This is a genomic window from Candidatus Desulfofervidus auxilii (genome assembly GCA_030262725.1).
In the GTDB taxonomy this organism is placed as follows: domain Bacteria; phylum Desulfobacterota; class Desulfofervidia; order Desulfofervidales; family Desulfofervidaceae; genus JAJSZS01.
In genome coordinates, this window is sequence record JAJSZS010000003.1 from 118,265 (window position 1) to 141,539 (window position 23,275).

General features: G+C 34.6%; 24 protein-coding genes. 11 read left to right on the plus strand and 13 right to left on the minus strand.

What is annotated here, in order from left to right; genetic code table 11:
* Nucleotide 1: 1 nt before the first annotated feature.
* Together LWW95_03040 and LWW95_03045 are read right to left on the minus strand one after the other, a co-directional pair.
* On the minus strand, nucleotides 2-2,098 hold the full coding sequence (locus LWW95_03040; protein ID MDL1956016.1) for an acetate--CoA ligase family protein: 2,097 nt from the start codon (nucleotides 2,096-2,098) through the stop codon (nucleotides 2-4).
* A 93-nt stretch (nucleotides 2,099-2,191) separates the two neighbouring features.
* Nucleotides 2,192-2,578 carry a CBS domain-containing protein gene (locus tag LWW95_03045; protein ID MDL1956017.1) on the minus strand — a complete coding sequence of 129 codons (387 nt, stop codon included), beginning with the start codon at nucleotides 2,576-2,578 and terminating at the stop codon, nucleotides 2,192-2,194.
* Between the two features lie 105 nt (nucleotides 2,579-2,683).
* On the opposite strand from LWW95_03045, the gene gap reads away from it, so the two are divergent.
* Together gap and LWW95_03055 are read left to right on the plus strand one after the other, a co-directional pair.
* The gene (gene gap, locus LWW95_03050) at nucleotides 2,684-3,691 is read left to right on the plus strand and encodes a type I glyceraldehyde-3-phosphate dehydrogenase (protein ID MDL1956018.1); all 1,008 of its coding nucleotides are present in this window, start codon (nucleotides 2,684-2,686) and stop codon (nucleotides 3,689-3,691) included.
* Nucleotides 3,692-3,701: 10 nt separating this feature from the next.
* Complete coding sequence (locus LWW95_03055; GenBank protein ID MDL1956019.1) at nucleotides 3,702-3,890, plus strand: hypothetical protein; 189 nt, start codon at nucleotides 3,702-3,704, stop codon at nucleotides 3,888-3,890.
* 8 nt (nucleotides 3,891-3,898) lie between these two features.
* Here the strand turns inward: LWW95_03055 and LWW95_03060 are convergent, their stop codons facing one another.
* Entirely contained in the window at nucleotides 3,899-5,287 is a 1,389-nt protein-coding gene (locus LWW95_03060) for a sigma-54 dependent transcriptional regulator (protein ID MDL1956020.1), read from the minus strand.
* 4 nt (nucleotides 5,288-5,291) lie between these two features.
* Nucleotides 5,292-7,313, minus strand: coding sequence for an ATP-binding protein (locus LWW95_03065; GenBank protein ID MDL1956021.1), 2,022 nt, complete (start codon nucleotides 7,311-7,313; stop codon nucleotides 5,292-5,294).
* Between the two features lie 306 nt (nucleotides 7,314-7,619).
* Between LWW95_03065 and LWW95_03070 the strand changes: the two genes are divergently transcribed.
* Genes LWW95_03070 through LWW95_03110 form a run of 9 tightly spaced genes read left to right on the plus strand, consistent with a single transcriptional unit; the run spans nucleotide 7,620 to nucleotide 13,438 of the window.
* Nucleotides 7,620-8,585 (plus strand): sulfite exporter TauE/SafE family protein, encoded by a 966-nt coding sequence (locus tag LWW95_03070; protein ID MDL1956022.1) that lies wholly within the window; start codon nucleotides 7,620-7,622, stop codon nucleotides 8,583-8,585.
* A 10-nt stretch (nucleotides 8,586-8,595) separates the two neighbouring features.
* On the plus strand, nucleotides 8,596-9,027 hold the full coding sequence (locus LWW95_03075) for a DUF1634 domain-containing protein (protein ID MDL1956023.1): 432 nt from the start codon (nucleotides 8,596-8,598) through the stop codon (nucleotides 9,025-9,027).
* 9 nt (nucleotides 9,028-9,036) lie between these two features.
* On the plus strand, nucleotides 9,037-9,240 hold the full coding sequence (locus LWW95_03080) for a winged helix-turn-helix transcriptional regulator (GenBank protein ID MDL1956024.1): 204 nt from the start codon (nucleotides 9,037-9,039) through the stop codon (nucleotides 9,238-9,240).
* 41 nt (nucleotides 9,241-9,281) lie between these two features.
* Nucleotides 9,282-10,646, plus strand: coding sequence for a sulfate adenylyltransferase (gene sat, locus LWW95_03085; GenBank protein MDL1956025.1), 1,365 nt, complete (start codon nucleotides 9,282-9,284; stop codon nucleotides 10,644-10,646).
* A gap of 22 nt (nucleotides 10,647-10,668) precedes the next feature.
* Nucleotides 10,669-11,067 carry a hypothetical protein gene (locus LWW95_03090; protein MDL1956026.1) on the plus strand — a complete coding sequence of 133 codons (399 nt, stop codon included), beginning with the start codon at nucleotides 10,669-10,671 and terminating at the stop codon, nucleotides 11,065-11,067.
* A 41-nt stretch (nucleotides 11,068-11,108) separates the two neighbouring features.
* Entirely contained in the window at nucleotides 11,109-11,654 is a 546-nt protein-coding gene (locus LWW95_03095) for a hypothetical protein (GenBank protein ID MDL1956027.1), read from the plus strand.
* Nucleotides 11,651-12,871, plus strand: coding sequence for a hypothetical protein (locus tag LWW95_03100; protein MDL1956028.1), 1,221 nt, complete (start codon nucleotides 11,651-11,653; stop codon nucleotides 12,869-12,871). Before LWW95_03095 ends, LWW95_03100 begins: the two co-directional genes overlap by 4 nt.
* 4 nt (nucleotides 12,872-12,875) lie before the next feature.
* Nucleotides 12,876-13,286, plus strand: coding sequence for a hypothetical protein (locus tag LWW95_03105; GenBank protein MDL1956029.1), 411 nt, complete (start codon nucleotides 12,876-12,878; stop codon nucleotides 13,284-13,286).
* Nucleotides 13,286-13,438 (plus strand): hypothetical protein, encoded by a 153-nt coding sequence (locus LWW95_03110; GenBank protein ID MDL1956030.1) that lies wholly within the window; start codon nucleotides 13,286-13,288, stop codon nucleotides 13,436-13,438. Before LWW95_03105 ends, LWW95_03110 begins: the two co-directional genes overlap by 1 nt.
* 52 nt (nucleotides 13,439-13,490) lie before the next feature.
* Here the strand turns inward: LWW95_03110 and LWW95_03115 are convergent, their stop codons facing one another.
* The 9 genes from LWW95_03115 to LWW95_03155 are packed head-to-tail and all read right to left on the minus strand — an operon-like array spanning nucleotide 13,491 to nucleotide 23,243.
* A complete protein-coding gene (locus tag LWW95_03115; GenBank protein ID MDL1956031.1) occupies nucleotides 13,491-14,702 on the minus strand; it encodes a cofactor-independent phosphoglycerate mutase in 1,212 nt (403 codons plus the stop codon).
* Nucleotides 14,702-16,018 carry a homoserine dehydrogenase gene (locus tag LWW95_03120; GenBank protein MDL1956032.1) on the minus strand — a complete coding sequence of 439 codons (1,317 nt, stop codon included), beginning with the start codon at nucleotides 16,016-16,018 and terminating at the stop codon, nucleotides 14,702-14,704. The genes LWW95_03115 and LWW95_03120 overlap by 1 nt, the downstream gene beginning before the upstream one ends.
* Nucleotides 16,019-17,206 carry an alanine transaminase gene (alaC, locus tag LWW95_03125; GenBank protein MDL1956033.1) on the minus strand — a complete coding sequence of 396 codons (1,188 nt, stop codon included), beginning with the start codon at nucleotides 17,204-17,206 and terminating at the stop codon, nucleotides 16,019-16,021. It abuts the gene before it with no gap.
* Between the two features lie 4 nt (nucleotides 17,207-17,210).
* Nucleotides 17,211-19,079 carry a methionine--tRNA ligase gene (metG, locus tag LWW95_03130; protein MDL1956034.1) on the minus strand — a complete coding sequence of 623 codons (1,869 nt, stop codon included), beginning with the start codon at nucleotides 19,077-19,079 and terminating at the stop codon, nucleotides 17,211-17,213.
* Nucleotides 19,076-19,864 carry a stage 0 sporulation protein gene (locus LWW95_03135; GenBank protein ID MDL1956035.1) on the minus strand — a complete coding sequence of 263 codons (789 nt, stop codon included), beginning with the start codon at nucleotides 19,862-19,864 and terminating at the stop codon, nucleotides 19,076-19,078. Before LWW95_03135 ends, metG begins: the two co-directional genes overlap by 4 nt.
* Nucleotides 19,861-20,175 carry a zinc ribbon domain-containing protein gene (locus LWW95_03140; protein MDL1956036.1) on the minus strand — a complete coding sequence of 105 codons (315 nt, stop codon included), beginning with the start codon at nucleotides 20,173-20,175 and terminating at the stop codon, nucleotides 19,861-19,863. Before LWW95_03140 ends, LWW95_03135 begins: the two co-directional genes overlap by 4 nt.
* Before the next feature lies 1 nt (nucleotide 20,176).
* Nucleotides 20,177-21,463, minus strand: a complete 1,287-nt coding sequence (hemL, locus tag LWW95_03145) for a glutamate-1-semialdehyde 2,1-aminomutase (protein ID MDL1956037.1) — start codon at nucleotides 21,461-21,463, stop codon at nucleotides 20,177-20,179.
* Nucleotides 21,464-21,487: 24 nt separating this feature from the next.
* Nucleotides 21,488-22,144: a bifunctional precorrin-2 dehydrogenase/sirohydrochlorin ferrochelatase gene (locus tag LWW95_03150; protein MDL1956038.1), complete on the minus strand. Its 657-nt coding sequence runs from the start codon at nucleotides 22,142-22,144 to the stop codon at nucleotides 21,488-21,490.
* Between the two features lie 4 nt (nucleotides 22,145-22,148).
* Nucleotides 22,149-23,243: a hypothetical protein gene (locus tag LWW95_03155; protein ID MDL1956039.1), complete on the minus strand. Its 1,095-nt coding sequence runs from the start codon at nucleotides 23,241-23,243 to the stop codon at nucleotides 22,149-22,151.
* Between the last annotated feature and the right edge of the window lie 32 nt (nucleotides 23,244-23,275).

Sequence of the window (23,275 nt, forward strand, 5' to 3'; positions counted from 1 at the left end):
TTTACTCCTTTTTTATAGTCAGCCGGGCATCAACAGCAATAGCGCCCTGGCCAGCTGATTTAACTAAAAAAGGATTAATTTCTATCTCAAGAATTTCTGGGAAATCAAGAGCAAGCTGAGAAAGGGCAAGTATACCATTTACTAAGGCTGATATATCTGCTGGTGGCTCACCCCTCATTCCCCTTAACAAAGGATAGGCCTTAACTTCTCTTATCATCTCCATAGCTTCTCTTTTATCTATAGGTGCTATTCGAAAGGTTACATCCTTTAATACCTCAACATAAATACCACCAAGTCCGAACATAAGCAAAGGACCAAATTGTGGGTCATGAGTAAACCCAATAATGGTTTCCTTTGCCCCTTGGACCATTTCCTGCACAGATACACCATAAATTACTGCCTTTGGCTGCCTTTCTTTTACTTTCACCATCATTTCAGTAAAGGCTTCTTCCACTGCTTGAGGGGTTTCAAGATTTAAAATAACACCTCCAACATCTGTTTTATGAGAAATATCAGGGGAAACAATCTTTAATACTACAGGAAAACCAATCTCTTTAGCAGATTTTACTGCTTCTTCTTTTGTTCTTGCTAATTTTGTTTTAGGTAGATTAAATCCATATGCTTTAAGTACTTCCTTCGCTTCAGTTTCTGTAAGATGAAATCTACCTTCTCTCTTTGCCATCTCCAAAAGATATTTTACACGACTACGGTCAGCCATAATTTGTGAATATTGAGGTAAGGGTTGTGAAAGCCAATGTTTTCTAAGCCACATTTTTTCTAAAGCACTTACTGCATCCTCTGGACAAAAATAATTAGGTATACCGTGTTTTTTTAAAAATTTTATCCCCTTTTCTACCTGATTTTTTCCCATAAAAGAGCAAAGAATGGGCTTAGTAGTATTTTTTGAATATGTCACAATAACTTTTGCTGTTTCTTTTACCTCTATTGTAGCAGTAGGTGTTAAAAGCACTAAAATTGCATCTACATTTTCATCTTCTACCAATATTTTTAAAGCCTTTTCATAACGATCAAAATGAGCATCTCCTAAAATATCTACTGGATTAAAAAAAGAAGCCATTGAAGGCAAAAAACTCCTCAATTTTTCTATAGTCTCTACTTTAAGTCTAGCTAATTGTAATGCAGACTGATCACAGGCATCAGCAGCCACAATCCCAGGCCCTCCAGAATTAGTGAGAATTGCTACTTTTGGCCCTTTTGGTAAAGGTTGTCGAACAAAAGCTAAAGCATAATTAAAAAGTTCATCAATTGTTTTAGCTCTGATAATACCACTTTGTTTAAAAGCAGCTTTATAAGCAGCTTCTGAACCTGCTAATGAACCTGTATGAGAAGAAACTGCTTTAGCGCCAGCTGAAGTTACACCTGCCTTTATAAGAATGATAGGTTTTTTCTTTGATACTTCTGTAGCTACTTGAATAAAAGTATGTCCATTCTCTATACCTTCAAGATACCCTAAAATAACCTTTGTTTTTTCATCTTCTCCTAAAGCAATAAGCATATCTATTTCTGATATATCAGCTTTATTACCAAGGCTAATAAATTTTGAAAAACCTATTTTTTCTCCTAAAGTCCAATCTAATACTGCAATACACATAGCCCCTGATTGAGAGAAAAACCCAATTTCTCCCTTTTCTGGCATACCATTTGCGAAAGAGGCATTTAGACAGCTATAAGTATCTATTAATCCTAAACAATTTGGGCCAAGAACACGTACACAATTCTCTTTTGCCAATCTTTTCAATTCTTCCTCAAGGCGTGCCCCTTCTGGGCCTGCTTCTTTAAAGCCAGCAGAAATTACTATAGCTGCAGGAATACCCTTTTCCCCACAGATTTTTATAGTCTCCAATACATCTGGTGGACGCACTGCAATAACAGCCAAATCTATCTTTTCAGGAACATCTATAAGACTTGGATAAACTTTTAAACCAAGAATTTCAGAAACTTTTGGATTAATAGGAAAAATTTTTCCTTTAAAATTGTACTGCAATAAATTTTGAACAAGAATATGACCAATTTTGCCTTCATGAGCAGAAGCACCTACAACAGCTACTGATTTTGGTTGAAATAATTTTTCTAACATAATTTTAAAACATTTTAACACAAAATTGTGTTGAAATGTCAAGTTAAAATAGCTGCCACACATCTAGTGAGGCAAAACTTTAACACTAAGACCTTATTTTTTCATAATCAATCTACTGACTATAACATCTAGTAAGGCAACAACTCCAATTACTTTCCTCCCTCTGGTTACAAAGATCCTTGCAATATTAAACTTTTCCATTAATTTCACAACGTGTTCCATCTCCATCTCCTCATCAACACAGATTAATGGCTTTGATGCAATATCTTCTACCTTTACCTTATTTAAATCAAGATTTTTCTTTATAACCTTAAAGACCACATCCCTTACTGTAATAACCCCATATACATCCCTTTCATCTTTTGGCCTTACAACTAAAGATCTGATCCTCTTATCAACCATCTTCTCTATAGCCTCATAAATATTTGCATCATGGTCTATATACTCTACCTTGTCAGTCATTATCTCTCCTACCTTCATATCCACCTCCTTTTATAAGTTTATAAAATTATAAATGCAATTATCATGCCTTTAATATAAGACTACTGGTATAAATTTTGCTAACTATAAAATATAAAAAGGGTCATGAGTATAAAGGTAGCTATAAACGGATTTGGTAGGATTGGACGTTGCTTTTTAAGGAGGGCAATGGAATATAAGGATATAGAGGTGGTTGTTATAAATGACCTTATGGCAACCCCTGAGGCGGCAGCCTATTTATTTAAGTATGATTCTGTCTATCGCAAATACAAGGGTAGTGTTAGCTATGAAAATAATTCTCTAATTGTAGATGGAAAAAACATCACTATTACAAGGGAAAGAGACCCTGAAGTCCTCCCATGGAAAAGGTTGGATATCGATGTAGTAGTTGAATGTACAGGCTGTTTTACAGACAAGGAGGCAGCAGAAAGGCATCTTAAAGCAGGGGCAAAAAAGGTAATTATCAGTGCCCCTTCTAAAAACGCAGATGCAACTGTTGTATTGGGAGTAAATGAAGATATCTACAATCCAGAAAAACACAACATCATCTCTTTGGCCTCCTGCACTACAAATTCTCTAGCGCCTGTAGCTAAGGTGTTAAATGATTCATTCGGTATTGAAAGCTTAATTATAACTGCTATCCATGCCTATACAGCAGGGCAAGCCCTTGTTGACTCCTTTGGCAAAAGGCTTCGTCGGGCAAGGGCAGCTGGTGTTTCAATCATCCCTACTAGTACTGGAGCAACTATAGCCACTGAACAAGTTTTGCCAGAGCTAAAAGGAAAGATGACAGGTCTGGCCATGAGGGTACCTATAATCTGTGGTTCTGTAACTGATATTGTAGCCATTCTTAGAAGGGAGGTAACAGCAGAGGAAATAAACAATACCCTAAGGATGTACTCAAAAGAAAGGATGAAGGGTATACTTGAAGTAACCGATGATAGAATAGTCTCTAGCGACATAATAGGAAATTCACACTCTGCCATTGTAGATGCAGTCTCAACCATGGTATTGCAAAAAAGGGTTGTTAAGGTTCTATCATGGTATGACAATGAGTGGGCATATGCATGTAGACTGGTTGATTTTACAAAGTTAATAGGAAGGTTATTATAAGGAGTAAAAGATGATTAACTCTCAAAAAGAAAAACAAATCAAGGAATTTTATAGTCAGGCTACAAAATTGCTCGTAAACATGGGGATTTTAAAAAATGTAAACCCTAGCTGGACTGAATTATTGGAGGCCATAGAACATATGGCAGAATTGATAGACATCTATTCAGAGGAATACCACCCAGATGACATTACTGAATAATTCATAGTTTAATCGCGAAATGAAGAAGATTTAAGATTGGCAATCTTCATTAGACGGTGAAGATACTGCCTCTTCACACCACATATCTTTGCGGCTTCAGAAACATTGCCTTTACATTGTCTTAAGACATAGCTTAAATATTGATGATAGAAATCTACCAATATTTGGCGTTTTGCCTTTTTGAGTGGTATACTCCATATCTCTTCAGTAGAACTCTCAGATTGTAAAGAGGTCATGGGATCAATCTCTGATGCCTGGATGTATTCTCCCTGACAGATAATCACTGCTCTCTCAATCACATTTTGTAACTCCCTTATATTGCCCGGCCAATCTCTTGTCATTAATTTTGACATAGCAGCTTGCGAAAATCCCTTAATAGACTTCTTATTTGCTTTTGCATACTTTTCCAGAAAATAGTGTGCCAAAATAGGGATATCTTCTCTCCTCTCCCTTAATGGAGGCAAGTGGATACTAATCACATTAAGTCGATAATACAGATCTTCTCTAAATCTTCCCTGTTTTACTAGTTCTAACAAATTCCTATTTGTGGCGGCAATGATACGTGTATCTGCCCTCTTATTCTTTGTGCTACCAACGGGGCGAAATTCACCATCTTGTAAAAAACGCAAAAGCTTTGTTTGCATAAGTAGGTTTAAATCACTTACCTCATCCAGAAAGAGTGTCCCACCATTAGCCTCTTCTACTAGTCCAATTTTATCTCTAATTGCCCCAGAAAAGGCACCTCTTACGTGTCCAAAAAACTCACTCTCAATCAAGGTTTCAGGGATGGCACTACAGTTTACAGGGACAAATGGTTTATCACTGCGCAGACTATGACGGTGCAAGGCTCTGGCTACAAGCTCTTTACCAGTACCACTTTCCCCACTAATAACTACTGTAGCTGATGTCTTTGCCACTTGGAGGATGTATCTGTAAATGGATTGCATAACCTTGCTTTTTCCTATAATAAAATCAACTTCCTTTTCCTTGGCCAATTCCTCTTTTAATGCCTTATTTTCCCTCTTTAACTTTTGCAAATCCATAGTCCTTTGGATAGTAAGAAGAATCTGCTCCGGTTTAAATGGTTTTGTAATAAAATCAATAGCCCCAATCTTCATGGCTTCTACAGCAGATTCTATTGTTCCGTAGGCAGTAATGATAATTACAGCAGTATCAGGCTCTATTTCCTTTATCTTCCTTAGAACCTCCATCCCACTCATACCTGGCATCTTCAAATCCAAAAGCACTAGATCAAAGTAGGTATCTTGAATAAGCCTTATTGCCCTCTTTGGTTCAGGGGTAACTGTTACCTCATAATCTGTCTTGCCTTCAATAATCCTTTTTAGCAAGGAAAGCATGTCTATCTCATCATCTATAATCAAGATTTTACCTAACATCTCCTTATTCCTCAGCTATGGGTAAACTAACAATAAATGTTACTCCTTTCTTTTGATTTTTACAAATAATTGTCCCACCATATTTTTTTACAATCCCATAGCTAATGGAAAGACCAAGGCCTGTCCCTTTTTCTTTGGTAGTAAAAAATGGGTCAAAAATCCTTTCTATTAATTCCTCTCTAATACCACAACCTGTATCCTGAAAGGATATCTCTACACACCTTGTATCTAGATTAAACTTTGTACTAATAAAAAGTCTCCCTTTGCTGTCCATGGCATCCATAGCATTTGTAATAAGGTTCAAAAATACCTGTTGCAGTTCCTGTTCATCCCCCCTTACTAGCGGTAAATTTTTGGCAAAGTCTGTGTGAAGTTCAATATTATTTACCTCTAATGTATGTTTGACAATGTTTAAAAGACCTTCCAAACTTTTATTTACATCTGCTATTTTATACCCATCATCCTTTGTCCGTGCAAAATTTAGTAAGTTTTCTACAATATTCTTACAGTGTAAGGCATGTTTTTCTATGGTCTTAAGGTCTTTATATGACTGTGATTCTTTGGGTGTATTTTCCATAAGTAGATTACAAAAACCAATAATGATCCCCAGTGGATTATTGATTTCATGAGCAACCCCTGCAGCCAATGTACCTATGGAAGCCAATTTTTCAGCATTTACCAATTGTTCCTCTGCCTGTTTAATCTCTGTGATATCCCTAGCAATACACAGAATCTCTTTAATATCTCCTAGATTAAGGGGCATAAACTTTGTATTTAACCAATATTTTTGACTATTTACCTCAATTGTATGTTCCATATTTACAGTTTGCCCACGGGAGAGTTGTTCTAGAACCCCTTTACTCTGCTGTTCTGACCAATGAAAAAGCATCCTAAAATCCATACCCAAAATTTCCTTATCTTTTGAGAAAAAGCTTAAAGTCGCCTTATTTGCAGAAATGAGTCTTCCATTTAAATCTAAGGTAAAGATCAAGTCATCTGCCCCCTCTATAAGGAGTCTGTATCTTTTTTCTGATTTTTTTAGAATTTCTGTTTTTCTGGCTACTTCTTCTTTTAATAGATTACTAAATCTTCTTTCAGAGATAAGCAAAAAAAGACCTACTAATAATAATGCAAAGATTACCGCACCCTGCAAAAAGAAGTGCCTAAGGTAAGCTCTATGGATAACAGCATTTACCTCCTGTTCTGGGGCACAAACAGCTACAGACCATATAGTTGATGTATAAGGTAGGTGTATAGGCGTATAGGCAACAAGTTTATTAAAGTATTTTTTTGTTTCTCCATGCCATAGGGAAGCATATTCTCCTGTACCTTCTTCTCCATTAAGCATCTTTTTCTGTAGTATATCTATCTTTTTAAAGGGAAAATATGGAGCTTCCTCATGCCTTGCCTTAAATGCATTCTTTCCTACAAATTTCTTGATAGGGTGAAAGATAAAATATCCATTTTGATCAATTACCCATGCATAGCCGGTCTTGCCAGAACGAATCTTATCTACATGGCCCTTTACCAATTTGTAGACATCTACCAAAAAGACTGCTATTTTATCTTCAGTTAAAGGACAAGCCAAAACCAAAATTTGATTTTTCTTTAGTGTCAAAAAATGCAAAAAGGGACCAGTTAGTCTTTTTTTCTGAAACAAAGAGGAAAGGTTCTTGATTAAGTCTCTTCCTGCACTTATCAATGTCTTACCATTTATATCTACTATCCCCACACTATCTATACCTTTTTCTTTTACACGTTCATAGACCCCCTCTAACAATGTTTTAGAAATAGGCATACCCTGTTGAACAATATATCTAATAGATATCAATTCCTGCATAGCATAATTTAGGCTATTCTCTATCTCATGCGCTGCTTGACGGGCCAAAATGAGTTGCTGTCCATTAAACTGCTCACTTACAATCCTCTTTAAATCCCTTGCAGAATACAGACCAAAAAAGAATGCAATTATAAGAACCACACAAATACACAAACCAACAATAACCAAGAAGCCTTTTCTACGCATTATAATTATTTTAACACAAATTAGTTTGGTCTAAAAGCTTTGCGTTTTTTCTCTATTTAATTCAAAAAATGTGCTAACAAAAAAGTGACATTGGTAAATTTTTTAATTTTGCAATGATAAAATTATCTCCCAGAACAATCTTGGACTTTGGGTTTACCTTTAGTCTTGTCTCCTTTTTGTAGACACTTAACAAAGGTGTGTCCACAAATGTTTGACGTCTGTCTATTGATTTGGTGTATTCTTATAACTTTTTAATTGGCACACTTTTTGAGTAAGTTCAAAAAGAAAAACAGGAGGAAATGTCAGATGATTAAGAAAGGATTTTTGATATTTCTGATTCTAATTTTTAGTGCAGTCACAGCCTATGCAGCAGAGGTAGCACAACAAACAACAGGAATGAATCCAGTATTGTTTTTCTTTATATTCCTTATTGTGTGCATAATCATAGGCATCTTCGCTGTGCTGGCAGGCGTTGGTGGGGGCGTTATATTCACACCAGTTATGATGGGATTTACCCCTATAGATTCATTTATTGTCAGGGCTACAGGGCTTTTTGTAGCCATGTCAGGTGCACTTGTAGCAGCAAGGCCATTTTTGAGAAGGGGTATTGCCAATATAAAGATCTTGTTTTGGTCAGCAGCACCTTATGCAGTTTGTTGTGTCATTGGTGCTCTGCTTGCAGGGTATGTGAAGGCTACCATGGGCATAAAGGGTGAGGCATTTGTCAGAGGTGCACTAGGTCTTCTTGTAATTGGGATAGGTCTTCTATTTATATTTGCAGGAAAGAGAATAGAGTATCCAGAAGTAAAGAATGTGGACAGCTTTACAGAAAGGATTGGACTTGCCATGGCCTATTGGGAAGAGTCACTAAAAACTGTAGTGGACTATAAGGTGAAAAATTCTCATATTGCACTTCTTCTCTTCTGTGGTACTGGTCTAATCTCTGGTTTTTTTGGACTTGGTGCAGGCTGGGCCATGGTTCCTGTATTTAATCTGGTAATGCTTGCACCACTAAAGGTAGCCGCTACATGCAGCAAGGTATTGATTGGAATAGGAGATACAGCAGCTATCTGGCCATATATTATGGGTGGGGGTATATTTCCACTCTTTGCTGTACCATGCATGATTGGTCTTATAGTTGGCACCCTTATAGGGGCAAAGATTATGCTTAAGGTAAAGGCTGGATTTGTTAGGTGGATAATCATAGTAATCATGTTCTTTGCAGGCATAAGGTTGATATTAAAAGCCATAAAATTATGGGGTATGGCATAGGAGGTGGATTATGGAAGAGAGACCAAAACCACCATTAGCAGGCATTGTCTATGGGGACTTTGCTTACTGGATAGCCATTGCTGGAATGATAATTGGTATCATTGGGATAGTCCTTTATCTTGGAGGGATACACCAATTTATAAATGCAAAATTCCTCTTGTCACAGCTTTGGTCAGGCAAGACCGCCCCTGAGATATGGAAGATGGCTACTGGAAAGATGGTCCATGGGCATTGGTATCTGCATAAACTCTCATATAGTGATGCAATCGCCATGCTTGGTGTAGGTATATGCTGTCTTTCAGCGGTTTTTGGAATGTGGGCAGCTTGCATAACAATGCTTACTAGTAAAGGGAAAATAGGGACTTTATTTTTCATTTTAGCAGCAACGGTTACAGTGATATTGACATTAAGTGCCTTGGGAATAATTTCACTTCGTCATTAGGAGGATAAGATGGAAGAAAAAAAACAAAAAATAATAGATTTTTTGAAGAGTATTGGAGGAAAAGGAGTGGCTACCCAAGCAGAGATTGCTAAAGGTACTGGGATAGACAGACGCATTGTCATGAAATTAATAAAGGAACTAGAAAAGGAAGGGAAGGTAACCAGTGGGGGCAGGGCGGCTGGTGTAGGAGGATATAAACTGGTTGACTCATAGAAAATGAGATTTTTTTAAAAAAATAATTGAGGAGGTATACAATGCTAAAGATTGAAAGACCTTTGCCTCATGGGGGAAGGCTAGTAGAAAGGGTTGTAAGAAATCCTGAGCTGGCAAAAAAGATGGCAAAAGGTTGTCCGGTTTATGATATTAAGCCCACGCTTCACTTTGAGACAGGTGTGCCTGTAAGAAATGTCTATAGGGAAATAATGTCTATATGCTATGGATTTTTTAGCCCTGTTGAGGGGTCTATGACACAGGCAGAGGTTGAGAGGATATTAAAGGAAAGGAGGCTTCTGAATGATTGGGTATTCCCTTATCCATTGGTCTTTGACATCAGTGAAGAGGACTACAAAAAGCTGGGTGTAACATCAGGGGATAGGGTGCTCCTTAGGCTTAAAGGAGAGCCCTTTGCCGTACTTGATGTTGAAGAGGTATGGAGGATTGATAACCCAGAAGAACTTGCCCATAAAACATTTGGTACACCTGAAGATAACCCAGAAGTTGTAAGACAACGATTTGATAAAAAACATCCAGGTTGGGTTATTTATAGGAGCCTTAACCCAGTGGTGCTTGCTGGAAAATATACAATAATAAATGAGCCTAAATTTAAGCCACCTTTTGATAGATTTTGGTATCCCCCTAGAAAATCAAGGGAGGAATATGATAAGAGGGGATGGAGAACTGTCATAAATCATCAGACAAGAAATGTCCCACATGTTGGTCATGAGTTCCTCATGAAGAATGCCGCTTATATGGGAGATATAGAGCCATGCCATGGTATACAGGTAAATGCCATAATTGGTGTTAAAAGGAGAGGAGATTATCCAGATGAGGCTATAGTTGAAGGTCATGAAATGTTACACCTTGCAGGTTATATAAAGCCAGAAAGGCACCTAGTAACAATATGCCTGTGGGATATGAGGTATGGGAACCCTCTTGAATCTATTTTGCATGGGATAATAAGGCAGAATATGGGTTGCACACATCATATGTTTGGAAGAGACCATGCAGCTGTCGGTGAGTACTATGATATGTATGCAACACAGATACTTTGGGGTAAGGGGATACCTAGCTTTGGATTTCCCGCACCCATTACAGATGTTCCATATGGCCTTCAGATAAGACCTCAGAATATGGCTGAGTTCTGGTACTGCCCTAAGTGTGGAGAGATTGCATACAGTGGAACTTGTAATCATACAAAAGAAAAACAAAAATTTAGCGGTAGTTTTGTAAGGGGCATGGTGGCAGAAGGTGTCTTTCCACCTAAGGTTATCTTTAGACCTGAAGTATATAAGGTGATTGTTAAATGGTGGAAAAAATTTGGTTATCCTTTCTGTAATGAAGAATATGTAAAGAAAAAGGAAAAAGAATTAGAAGTAGACTTACCACATATGGAAATTTAAAAAATCCAGTAAGGAGGGAAAAATGGCTCATTTTATTGCCATTCTTTTAGATGAAAAAAGGTTAGATGCATTAAAAGGGACTGGGCTTGAAGATAAAATTTCAGACCTCTTTGGAGGTGCACTAAAAGCTCTTAATATAGAGGTACCTGAGGATGCTGAGAAATGGATAATGGAAGCATTTACTTCATCTAGAATTGATACCAGAGGAGCGATTACGGATCTGCCTATAGCATTTAATAGGGTACTTTTTGAAGAGATTGTAAAACATAAATCTATTGGTAAAGAGGTATTTGATAGTGTCTTGGCTCGGGCTGATGAGATAAAAAAAGCAGCGGCAAAGGAGAGTTCATATCTACCTCCACCAGATGTAGACCTCTCTGATATAGAAAAGCTTCAAAAAAAGCCATATCAAACTGCTTAATAGTTATAAATCCCCTCAGTCTAAGCAGACTGAGGGGATTTTTGAACCTGATAAAAATGAACCTTTTGGTTATATCTCTTTCAGTATTATGCATATTTTCTTCAATTGCGCTTTCTCAACCACTGAAGATTGGAAAAACTCTATTTTATATAACTTTTATTGCAAAACCAAATAGACCTCAAACATATCATCTGTTTTTTTCTGATAAACCCCAAGTCAAAGGAAATGACCCCATTGTTGATGATGAGGATATAGAAGAACCTGATTTCCCTGAATACAGACGGGCAGGAGAAATAAAAAGACAAGGTCTAGATTTAGGTAAGGTCAGTGTTAAAGAAAAAACGAGTTTTGTCTTTGATGTTACTGGTTTTATCAATGATCATCCATCAAAATGCTATTTTTTGGCAGTAAAAAGAGAGGGAGCTGATTATTTTGTGCCCATGGAGACTTGGTTTAACAGAGAGGGAAAGGTTTCAGGCAAAACTAAAATTGTTTTTCAAACAGGTATTTTGGGTAGCTTCTTGGATCAGAAACTCCGTATTAAAGAAGATACCTTAGAATTTAGCGTTAGGAGTCCTGAAAAATGAAGCGTTTTTTTATTTTTTTGTTTATTATTACCTTTTTTGGGGTAAATTTGACCTATGGGTATAGAATCCAAATTTCTAAAGATACTTGGGCTGATTTTGCTATAAGGGGGCAGTTGTTTTATTTCAATTGGGATAAAAGAAGCGATGAGATAGATTATCGTCAAAATTATTTTGAAATGACAGAGGCAGAATTTTATGTTAAAGGTCAGATTAACAAATTGGTTCAATTCTTTACCCAATGGGAGTGTTATTACAAACCATATAAACTAAGTGGTAAAAAAAGGGAGGATAGCACTAAAGCTTTTATGAAAGAGACAGGTGTAAATCTTCTATTTTGTTCTGAGTTTAGGATAAGATTTGGCAGGCAGCGTATACCTGTTAGCAGATATCATCAAAGGTCTGATTATAAAAAACTCATTCCTACTGACTATTTTTATAGGTATGATATCCATAGCGTATTTAAAGGTAATGTCAATAAATACCTTAACACAAAAGAAACCTGTCTTCAAATTAGACATCCAGGCATTACGGTCTTTGGATACTTCTTTAATGGGATGCTTGAATATCACCTAGGTTTATTTAATCAGCCAAACAACAAGCCTCTTGGCGCAGATGAGGGTGGTTTTAAAGGTGTTAGACCCACATTAAGGCTTGTCTTTACTCCTGTTTGGTTGGGATATAAACCCGAAAAGTCCATTAAAGGGACAAGGGGAGATTCTTATCTTGGGAAAAAGGACGTATTTAATATTGGTATAGGATATTCTAGAGAAGAGATATGGGATGGTCTTGATAATGAGATGTTTGCTATTGATGGTTTTTGGGAGAAGAGATTTGGCAGTAAAAATAGATATGTCCCTATGTTACAATTTGGATACATTTACTCAAAAGAGACTCATAAAGTTGATGGTAAGTCAGAAGATAGTCAATTCTGGTGGATTGCAGGGCAATTCCTTTATAATAAATTTATTGGTTATGGAAGGCCTGCTATTGCAGTGAGATTTGAGCAGATGAACGCAGATAATGCTTATAATAATGAAGATGTTACCTATAATCGTGTCTCAATTTTTCTTAATTACTTCATCAAAGGATACTCTGCCTGGTTAGCAGTTGGTGTTGATCAGGTATGGTATACTAATGGTGCAAAAGATTACTGTTTAGCCCATGGCAAACAACGCAATATGACTGACTTCAGCACTTACTTTCAATTTAGATTCTAAAGAAATGAATTTCCCTCTTTTTATATTACCCTTGATATCCTTTATCATTGCTACTCTTACTTCACAGGCTGGGGTTTCAGGGGCATTTCTGCTTATGCCTGTTCAAATAAGCCTTTTGGGCATTACTTCTCCTATAGCAAGTGCTACCAATCCCAAACCCTTTAAATTATTTATAAGAAAAAAGAAAATACAGGTGGTTACTGAAATTCAAATTAAACAGATGTCTTTTAAAAATGTCACATTTTCTTTTGCTTATGAAGATTTTTCTTTTTCACCTATTGTTATCTTTTTACTTACTCTTTTTACTGGAACTATCTCTGGAGCTTATGGAATTGGGGGTGGGGCATTATTAGCCCCTATCCTTATTTCGGTATTTATGTTACCACCCTTACAGGCACATTTACTACTTCTATAATGGGTGTATGTTTTTACTACTTGTTAGGTTATCCACCCAATTGGAAAATTGCTATTTCAAGAACACAAAAATATATTCCTGAAAGAGTAATAAAAATCATACTTGCCTTTCTCATTTTTATCCCAGCAGCAAAGTATATTTTAAGGTTATAGCTTCCACCATTAAGAGATAATCTTTTGGTTTATACCTTCTATCAAAACTTTATTATAGCATACAAGATTTTTGGGAGGCTGTTTTAAAGAATAATTCTATTAAATGATGACCTGGCTTAACAAAGATACCTGATGTCTTAGCACTTTCTTCAGAAAATGGGCGAAAAGAAACATTGGATTTTCTTTCATAAAAAATAGCAAATGGCACTGGCATAGCAACATGTGTTCTTACTGAAATAGGAGTATAGTGATCAGTAGTAACGAGAATTTTTATATCTTTTTCTTTTGTTTCTCTTAATATTGTACCAACTACAAATTCATCAAATGCTTCAATTGATTCTATTTTTGCCTTTAAATTACCTTCATGACCTGCTTCATCTGGTGCTTCAACATGAACATAAACAAAATCTAACTTTTCTAATGCTGAAAGTGCATATTCTGCTTTTCCTTTATAATTTGTATCAAAATAACCTGTTGCCCCAGGTACATTTATTATTTTCAATCCTGCTAAGATACCAATACCTTTAATTAAATCTACCGCTGAAATTACTGCCCCTTTTAATCCAAATTTTTCTTCAAATTTAGGCATATCTGGTATTTCCCCCTGTCCCCAAGGCCATATACTATTAGCTGGCTTTAATCCTCTATTTATACGAGAAATGTTTATAGGATGTTTTTTTAAAATAAATCTTGCTTTACCCATTAAACTCCTTATTTCTTCTGGTAAAGAGAAGAAATAATCTGTAACATCCTTTTCTATAACATCATGCGGAGGTAATGTTTCAAATTCTTTTTTCCCTTTATACCAGATAAGAATATGCCTATAACTTACACCAGCAAAAAATTTAAATTTTTCATCATTTATACCTTCATTCAATGCTTCTATTAAAATCTTTGCCTCTTCTGATGAAATATGCTCAGCACTATAATCAGCCATAAAGAAACGACCTCTTTCTTCTGTCAATGTAACAAGATTACACCTAAAAATAATATCTTCTTTAGAAGCTTTTATACCAAGACTTGCTGCCTCTATCGGCCCTCTGCCTGTATGATAGATTTTAGGGTCAAATCCCATAAGCGTCATATTAGCAACATCACTGCCAGGTGGCATACCTTCTGGCACTGTTTCTACCAAACCTATTGAACCATGAGTGGCAATAAAATCCATGTTTGGTGTCTTAGCAGCCATTAAAGGGGTCTTCCTATTTAAAACATCTATAGGATAATCTCCCATTCCATCACCAACAAGAAAGACAAATTTCATTATTCAATCCTTAATTCGTCTTCAATACGAATAAAAATAGGTTTTGCTTTTACTACTTCAAGTTTTTCTATTTCCTTTAATGCTTTTTTCACATTTGCCTCCTTTGCCTCATGGGTAAGCATAACAATAGGCACTTTACCATTTATTTCTCTACCTTTTTGCACTACTGAAGAAATACTTATATCATTATTACCTAATACACCAGAAATCTTTGAAAGTACACCAGGTTTATCTACTGCAAAAAAACGGAAATAGTATTTACAAATAATTTCATCCATAGAAATAATTGGCTTTTTTTCTCTTTCACTAGGGAGAAAAGAAAGAGATGGAACTCTTTGGCTAATACCTTTAATTATATTTCTTGCTAAATCAACTACATCACTTACTACAGCACTACCTGCTGGCATCATACCTGCCCCTAAACCATAAAAAAGCACATTGCCTACTGCATCACCCTTTACTAAAAGGGCATTATAAGCCCAATTAACATTGGCAAGAGGGTGCTCTATAGGAATCATTGTAGGATGTACTCTTGCTTCAATACCATTATCATTATATCGAGAAATAGCCAAAAGTTTTATGCAATAACCAAATTCTTTAGCAAACTCAATATCAAGTGGTTCAATGTTTGTTATTCCTTCAATATAAACTTTATCAAATGTTATAGGCATTCCATAGGCTAATGCAATAAGAATAGCAAGTTTATGAGCACTATCAATGCCTTCAACATCAAAAAAAGGATCTGCTTCAGCATAACCTCTTTTTTGAGCCTCTTTTAAAGCCTTATCAAAGGGAATACATTCCTTTGTCATTTTAGTTAAAATAAAATTGGCTGTGCCATTTAATATACCAAACAAACAAAGAATCTTATTTCCAGCAAGCCCCTCCTTTATCCCCTTTATTAAAGGGATACCACCTCCAACACTTGCTTCAAAAGCTACATCTACACCATAATGAGCTGCTAAAGAAAAAATTTCTTCTCCATGAACAGCTAACAAAGCCTTATTAGCTGTAACAACATGTTTTTTCTGTTTAATAGCATTTAAAATAAATGTCTTTGCTGGCTCATAACCACCAATAAGTTCAATAACAATATGAATTTCAGGATCATTTACAATATCATTTGCATCTTCTGTCAGAATAATGCCAGCCAAATCAACAGGTCTAGGACGTTTCAAATCTTTATCTGCTATTTTTTTCAATACCAAAGGCACACCAACTTGTTTTAATAATAAATCCTTATTTTCAATAAGGATTTTTGCTACACCTGTACCAACTGTACCAAGACCAATAAGTCCAATGTTGATAGCATCCATCTATCCCCTCTCAAGAAATCTTCTTATACCTCTTATAGCTTGACGAATCCTGTGAGGATTTTCTACTAAAGCAAAACGCACATATTCATCTCCATATTCACCAAAACCAATACCTGGTGAGACAGCTACTTTTGCCTCTCGAATAAGTCTTAAAGAAAATTCTACTGAACCTAAATGTCTAAACTTTTCAGGTATTTTAGCCCAAACAAACATAGTAGCTTTTGGTTTTTCTACTGACCAACCAATCCGATTTAAACCCTCTACTAAAACATCTCTTCTTTCTTTATAAATTTGTACAGTTTGTTGAACACATTCTTGAGAACCATTTAAAGCAATAATAGAGGCAATTTGAATTGGTTGAAATATACCATAGTCTAAATAACTTTTTATGCGAGTAAGTGCACTTATAATTTTTGCATTACCTACACAATAACCTACACGCCAACCAGGCATATTATAACTTTTGGACATAGAAAAAAATTCAACACCAACATCCTTTGCCCCTTTTGCTTGAAGAAAACTTGGTGCTACATAACCATCATAAACAAGATCAGCATAAGCAAAATCATGAATTATCCAAATCTTATTTTCTTTAGCAAAATCAACAATTTTTTGAAAAAATTCAAGGTCTACTACTTTTGTTGTAGGATTGTGTGGAAAAGAAATAACTAATAACTTTGGACGTGGCCATGCTTTCTTAACTGCCTTTATAAGCTCTTCAAAAAAATCACAGTTTTCAATAAGAGGTACACTATGAACATCTGCATTAGCAATAACAATGCCATAACTATGAATAGGATAGGTAGGATTGGGAACTAAAGCTGAATCGCCAGGGCCAAGCATAACAAGCATTAGATGAGCAAATCCTTCTTTACTACCAATAGTTACTACTGCTTCTGTTTCAGGATCAATATCTACATCAAACCTTCTTTTATACCAGTTAGCAATAGCTTCACGCAGTTTTCTAATACCACGAGAAGCAGAATAACGATGATTATGTGGTTTTTGCGCTGCTTCAATCAATTTATCTACAATATGACGAGGTGTAGGGAGATCTGGATTGCCCATACCTAAATCAATAATATCCTCTCCCCGCCTTCTTGCTTCCATCTTTAAATTATTTACTTCTGCAAAGACATAAGGAGGCAATCTTTTAATTCTGGGAAAGACTTCTTCCAAATCATTCATATTATCACCTCACCTCTGCTCCAGATTTAATATCACCATCTATTGTTGTTAAAACCATATTTTCACCATCTGATGCAGCTAAAATCATTCCTTCTGAAATTACTCCACGCAATTTAGCAGGTTTTAAATTTACAACTATTAATACTTTTTTACCAATTAAATCCTGTGGTTTATAAAATTTAGCAATACCTGCTACAACAGTGCGTTTTTCTCCACCTAAATCAACCCTTAATTTCAATAATTTTTCTGTATTAGGCAATCTTTCTGCTTCAATTATCTCACCTACACGAATATCTATACGAGAAAATTCTTCAATAGTAATCAATTTTCCCTTTTCTACTTTTATCTCTTTTGGCAATTCCTTTCTTGGAAAAAGAGGAATTGGCTTTTGCACTTTTATACCTGGTCTTATCTGCCCCCATTTAATAGCCTCATCCCAGGATAAATCTTCTTTTAAACTTAATAATTCATTCATTTTTTTACTTGCATCAGGCATTATGGGCTTTAATAAAAAGGCAATTAAACGTAATCCCTCCATTAATGTATAAAGTACAGCATTCAATCTTTCCTTTTGACCAGTTTTTGCCAAAGTCCAAGGGGCTGAAGAATCAATATATTTATTTAAAGCATTTATAAATTCCCAAAGATTTGTTAATGCTTTATGAAAATTAAAATTTTTCATTTCTTGAACATATATTTCTATCATATTTTGCGCTTGTTCCCTAATTTTTTTCTCTGCATCAGTCTCTATATAAGATTCTGGAATAATTCCTTTGTTATATTTATGAAGCATACTTAAAGAACGACTAAATAAATTCCCCAAATCATTAGCCAAATCAGCATTAAAACGTTCTATCATCCCTTCTTCGCTAAAATTGGCATCCAAACCAAATGGCATCTCACGCAAAAGAAAGTAACGAAAGGCATCTAAACCATATTTTTCAGTAATCTCTAAAGGAGAAATTACATTGCCTAAAGATTTAGACATCTTTTGCTCCCTCACATTCCAATAACCATGCACATGCAGATGTTGATATGGCTCAATACCTACTGCATGTAACATAATAGGCCAATAAATTCCATGTGGTTTTAAAATATCTTTGGCAATAATATGGTTTGCTACTGGCCAAAACTTTTTAAATAATTCTCCATCTGGAAAATCAATGGCAGATAAATAATTCAGTAAGGCATCAAACCATACATAAGTAACAAAATTTTTATCAAATGGTAAAGTTATACCCCAACTAAGCCTTTTTTTAGGTCTTGAGATACATAAGTCTTCTAAAGGTTCACGCAAAAAACCTAAAACTTCATTTCTATATCTTTCTGGTTGAATGAAATCAGGATGAGTTTTAATATAATCAATCAACCAATCTTGATATTTGCTCATACGGAAAAAATAATTTGCCTCTTTTAACAAAACAGGTTCTATTTTGTGGTCAGGACACTTACCATCTACTAATTCTTTTTCTGTAAGAAATCTCTCGCAACCAAAACAATATTTCCCTTCATATTCACTTAAATAAATTTCACCTTTTTCATAAAGTCTTTGTAAAACATATTGCACTACTTTTTTATGATATTCAAAGGTAGTGCGGATAAATTTATTATACTGAATATTTAAATCAGCCCATGTCTTACGAAAACAATCACTTATCTCATCCACATACTCCTTTGGCGTTTTGCCCACTTCTTTAGCTGCTTGAACAATTTTATCTCCATGCTCATCAGTACCTGTAAGAAAAAATGTTTCATAACCCATTAATTTGTAAAATCTATTTATAGTATCAGCAACAATAGTAGTATAGGCATGACCAAGATGTGGTTTAGCATTTACATAATAAATTGGTGTAGTTACATAAAAGCGATTCATAAATCACACACTCCTTTTAATTCTTCAAGTTTTATTTCTATCTCTCTTCCTTCTTTTGTCTCAATAAACATTGAATTTCTAGGAAGGCTATACCTTATTATTTTCCCTTCAATATCTCCTACTTTAATAATTTCACCGCATGCAGGCAAACCTTTTTTAAATGCTTGATAAATTGGAAATTCATAATTAAGACAACACATTAATCGACCACAAACACCAGATATTTTTTCTGGATTAAGAGAAACATGTTGTTCTTTTGCCATTTTTACAGAAACTGTAGCAAAACTTTTTAAAAAAAGACTACAACACAATTCTCTTCCACATGGCCCTATCCCACCAATCATCTGTGTTTCATTTCTCACACCTATTTGACGCAATTCTATTCTCATTCGAAATCTTTTAACTAAATCTTTCAATAATTCTCTAAAATCTACCCTTCCATCTGCTGTGTAATAAAATATAAGCTTGCTTCTATCAAAAAGACATTCTACTCTAACTAATTTCATCTCAAGTCCATGCGCTAAAACTCGCTCAGAACAAAATTGAAATGCTGTTTTTTCTAATTCAGCATTTTTTTGATCTTTTTTAATATCACTTTTTGTAGCCTTCCTTTCAATCTTAGGAAATGAAAAATTATCAGGCACTTCAAACAACTCAATTACCTTTCCAATACATTCACCTTTTTCCAATTTTATAATAACATAATCCCCCTTTTTTATATCCTCATCAGCACTAAATTTATAAATGCGATTATCTCCTCTTAACTTTATGCCAATTAATTTCATATTTGTTTCTTTTTCTCAAGCTTCTTTTGAATACTTTCCTGCATCCTTTTAATCTTATCATGTTTTAAATATTGAGCAGCCTTATCAGCAAATTTGGCTGCATCCTTATATTTCCCCCATCTAATATAATCCTTAAATCGTTTTTCCACACGTTTAATAGCCTCATCTGTAGCTACTTTAAAAAATATAGATGATATTAATTTTTTTGTTTTACCTCCACATATTGGACAATTTGGTGCAGGGGCATCTATGCCTTGAATAATCTCAAAGGTATGTCCACATTGCTCACAAAAAAATTCATATATAGGCATATTACCCCTCCTTTATCTCTTTAAAGGTTTTATCTACTGCCTCAATTGTTTTATCAATATCCTCATCAGTATGGGCAATAGAGACAAAACTAGCTTCATAAGCTGAAGGGGCTAAATAAATCCCTCTTTTTAACATACCATAAAAATATTTAATAAACATTTCATTATCACTCTTTAAGGCAGTTTCATAATTTTTTACTGGATTTTTATTAAAGAAAATAGAAAACATTGAAGCAATCTGATTAATTTGTAAAGGGATGTCATATTTTTTTGCTGCCTCTTTAATACCATTTACTAATCTTTTTGTCTTTTTTTCAAGATTTTCATATACTCCAGACCTTTTTAAAATCTTTAAAGTAGCAATACCAGCACTCATAGCCAATGGATTACCAGAAAGTGTTCCTGCTTGATAAACATCTCCTTCTGGAGCAATAAGAGACATAATCTCTTTTTTTCCACCATAGGCTCCAACTGGCAATCCTCCACCAATAATCTTACCTAAACAAGTTAAATCAGGTTCAATATTATAATATGCTTGAGCACCACCAAAACTAATGCGAAATCCCGTTATAACCTCATCAAAAATTAGGACACTTTTATATTTTTGTGTAATTTTACGTAATCCTTGCAAAAAACCATCTTCTGGCAAGATTACCCCCATATTACCTGCAACAGGTTCAACAATGACACAGGCAATCTCTTCTCCTATTTGCTCAAAGGTTTTTTCTACAGCAGAAATATCATTATAAGGTAAAGAAATAGTATGCTTTGTCAAATCTTCTGGCACACCTGGAGAGGCTGGTATACCAAAAGTAGCTAAACCAGAACCTGCTTTTACTAAAAAACTGTCTGCATGACCATGATAACATCCATTAAATTTAACTACTTTATCCCTACCAGTATAAGCCCTAGCCAATCTCAATGCACTCATTGTTGCTTCGGTTCCAGAATTTACCATCCTCACTTTTTCTATTGAGGGAAATGCCTCAGTAATTATTTCTGCTAATTCTACTTCTAAAACAGTTGGAGCGCCAAAACTTGTTCCTTTTTTTGCAGTCTTTTCAATTGCCTCTATCACTTCATCATTTGCATGACCAACAATCATTGGCCCCCATGAGCAGACATAATCAATATATTCATTACCATCTACATCATAAACCTTTGACCCCTTTGCCCTTTCTATAAAAAGAGGTTCCCCTCTTACAGATCCCCATGCCCTAACAGGGCTATTTACCCCTCCTGGCAATAATGTTTTTGCCTTTTCCCATAATAATTCTGACCTAGACATAATCCCTCCTTCAAAAATCATAATCTAAAAGTCTTTTCCAAACAAGCTATCTGATTCTGGAATAATCTTTTTAAGATATTTTTTAATTGCTTCTAAATCCTTTTTCTTAAAATAATCTAATAATTCAGAATCCACAAGCTTTGCAAAAATAATTTCTCTTTGTTTTTGATCAGGTATTTTCTTTTTTATTATATCCCTAATTTTCCCTAATAAATTTAAAAAATGGGCATATTCTTCACCAAACTCCTTTTCCAATCTTAAACGCAATCTTTTAGCTAAAGCTGGACTCTTTCCACTAGTAGATATAGCAATAATCAAATCACCCCTTACTACCACTGAGGGAACAATAAAATTACATTTTTCTGGCTGATCTACAATATTACAAAGGATATTGATATTATTTGCCTCTATGCTTAATTTTTGATTAAGTTCTTCATCATCAGTAGCCCCAATAACTAAAAATGTATCTTTTAAAAACTCTGATTTATATTCTTTCCCTAAATATATCACATTTTTTTTATCAATTGCCTCTTTTAATTCAGGTAAAACTTCTCTAGCAACTACTTTCACTTTTGCTCCACAATCTAAGAGCCTTTTAATCTTACGCCAAGCAACCTGTCCACCTCCTACTACAAGACAATTTTTCCCTTTCAAATCAAGTAAAATAGGATAATAACGCATTTTATTACCCCAAAATGGATTTAACTAAATTATAATGTTTGGCAAAAGGTAACCATAAATAATTTAAAAATAATATAAAACCATATCCAGAAAGAAGTTGAAGTAAAAATGCATTCATTATTTTATTTCGATTATAAAAGAAAAATCCAAAATAAGAGTTTAAAATTGGTAAAAAACCAAAAAATGAAATCCAAGCAAGTTTTGGTTCAAGATGGGCAAAAAATGCACCTCCAACAAATAGCAAAAGAAGACCTAAAAATGCATTAAAATAAAGAAGTATTTTTATTGCCCAATCAGTCATTTTTTCCAAAGAAATAGCTAAAAGAAAGCTTATACTTGGTAAAATGACACTAAAAAAATATATGGATTGAGAAGTGGAAAAGAAAAAGATGATAAATAATAAAAGCCAAAGCCAAAAGAAAATCTCTGAATTTGTCAATTGTTTATTAATCATTTGTTTATAACCAATAAACAAAAGATGAGGTAAAAGACCAATCCAAGGGAAGCAAAATAATGGGAGAAAAAGATAGAGATAAAATTTTTCATTGCCTCTTTTAAATTCTAATAACTGATAAAAATTTGGAATCTCTCTTGTTTTATAAAATAAAAATCCACACCAAATTAAAATAATAATAAAAAAGAAAAAAAGTCCTTTAATGAATTTCATTTCTTTTAAAAATTTAAAGTCCTTTATAAGAATAAAAAGAAAAGCAATTAAAAAGGGCAAAATAAAACCTATTATTCCTTTTGCCATCACTGCAAAAGCCATGGAGATATAAAAAAGATAAATAAAAATGTCTTTTCTTTTTTCATAACCTAAAATAAAGCTAAAAAGGGAAAGATTTATAAAAAAGGCAAAGGCAGTTATTGATGGAATCTTACAGACAGTGAGATTAAATAAAAGGGTAGAGGGTAAAATTAAACTAGTAAAAAAACCTATTTTAAAGGAATATAAAAAAGCACTTGCAAAAAAAACAAAAATAACAATTCCAATACCAAAAATAAAAGAAAAAATGCTTTTTTCTAAGGTAAATAAAAATAAAAGACTACTTAATAAAAAAATTAAAATTGTTGCTGCCAATTTTTTAAGGAATAGCATGAGCCATTATTTAACAAAAACAAAAAAGCAAA

Bases quoted from the DNA above. Each gene is read 5' to 3' on its own strand.
- LWW95_03090 (MDL1956026.1), top strand. From the start codon at position 10,669: ATGGCTCATTTTATTGCCATTCTTTTAGATGAAAAAAGGTTAGATGCA.
- sat (MDL1956025.1), top strand. From the start codon at position 9,282: ATGCTAAAGATTGAAAGACCTTTGCCTCATGGGGGAAGGCTAGTAGAA.
- LWW95_03105 (MDL1956029.1), top strand. From the start codon at position 12,876: ATGAATTTCCCTCTTTTTATATTACCCTTGATATCCTTTATCATTGCT.
- gap (MDL1956018.1), top strand. From the start codon at position 2,684: ATGAGTATAAAGGTAGCTATAAACGGATTTGGTAGGATTGGACGTTGC.
- LWW95_03150 (MDL1956038.1), bottom strand. From the start codon at position 22,144: ATGCGTTATTATCCTATTTTACTTGATTTGAAAGGGAAAAATTGTCTT.
- hemL (MDL1956037.1), bottom strand. From the start codon at position 21,463: ATGTCTAGGTCAGAATTATTATGGGAAAAGGCAAAAACATTATTGCCA.
- LWW95_03060 (MDL1956020.1), bottom strand. From the start codon at position 5,287: ATGTTAGGTAAAATCTTGATTATAGATGATGAGATAGACATGCTTTCC.
- metG (MDL1956034.1), bottom strand. From the start codon at position 19,079: ATGAATCGCTTTTATGTAACTACACCAATTTATTATGTAAATGCTAAA.
- LWW95_03075 (MDL1956023.1), top strand. From the start codon at position 8,596: ATGGAAGAGAGACCAAAACCACCATTAGCAGGCATTGTCTATGGGGAC.
- alaC (MDL1956033.1), bottom strand. From the start codon at position 17,206: ATGAATGATTTGGAAGAAGTCTTTCCCAGAATTAAAAGATTGCCTCCT.
- LWW95_03045 (MDL1956017.1), bottom strand. From the start codon at position 2,578: ATGAAGGTAGGAGAGATAATGACTGACAAGGTAGAGTATATAGACCAT.
- LWW95_03155 (MDL1956039.1), bottom strand. From the start codon at position 23,243: ATGCTATTCCTTAAAAAATTGGCAGCAACAATTTTAATTTTTTTATTA.
- LWW95_03065 (MDL1956021.1), bottom strand. From the start codon at position 7,313: ATGCGTAGAAAAGGCTTCTTGGTTATTGTTGGTTTGTGTATTTGTGTG.
- LWW95_03115 (MDL1956031.1), bottom strand. From the start codon at position 14,702: ATGAAATTTGTCTTTCTTGTTGGTGATGGAATGGGAGATTATCCTATA.
- LWW95_03080 (MDL1956024.1), top strand. From the start codon at position 9,037: ATGGAAGAAAAAAAACAAAAAATAATAGATTTTTTGAAGAGTATTGGA.
- LWW95_03040 (MDL1956016.1), bottom strand. From the start codon at position 2,098: ATGTTAGAAAAATTATTTCAACCAAAATCAGTAGCTGTTGTAGGTGCT.
- LWW95_03135 (MDL1956035.1), bottom strand. From the start codon at position 19,864: ATGAAATTAATTGGCATAAAGTTAAGAGGAGATAATCGCATTTATAAA.
- LWW95_03110 (MDL1956030.1), top strand. From the start codon at position 13,286: ATGGGTGTATGTTTTTACTACTTGTTAGGTTATCCACCCAATTGGAAA.
- LWW95_03055 (MDL1956019.1), top strand. From the start codon at position 3,702: ATGATTAACTCTCAAAAAGAAAAACAAATCAAGGAATTTTATAGTCAG.
- LWW95_03100 (MDL1956028.1), top strand. From the start codon at position 11,651: ATGAAGCGTTTTTTTATTTTTTTGTTTATTATTACCTTTTTTGGGGTA.
- LWW95_03070 (MDL1956022.1), top strand. From the start codon at position 7,620: ATGATTAAGAAAGGATTTTTGATATTTCTGATTCTAATTTTTAGTGCA.
- LWW95_03120 (MDL1956032.1), bottom strand. From the start codon at position 16,018: ATGGATGCTATCAACATTGGACTTATTGGTCTTGGTACAGTTGGTACA.
- LWW95_03140 (MDL1956036.1), bottom strand. From the start codon at position 20,175: ATGCCTATATATGAATTTTTTTGTGAGCAATGTGGACATACCTTTGAG.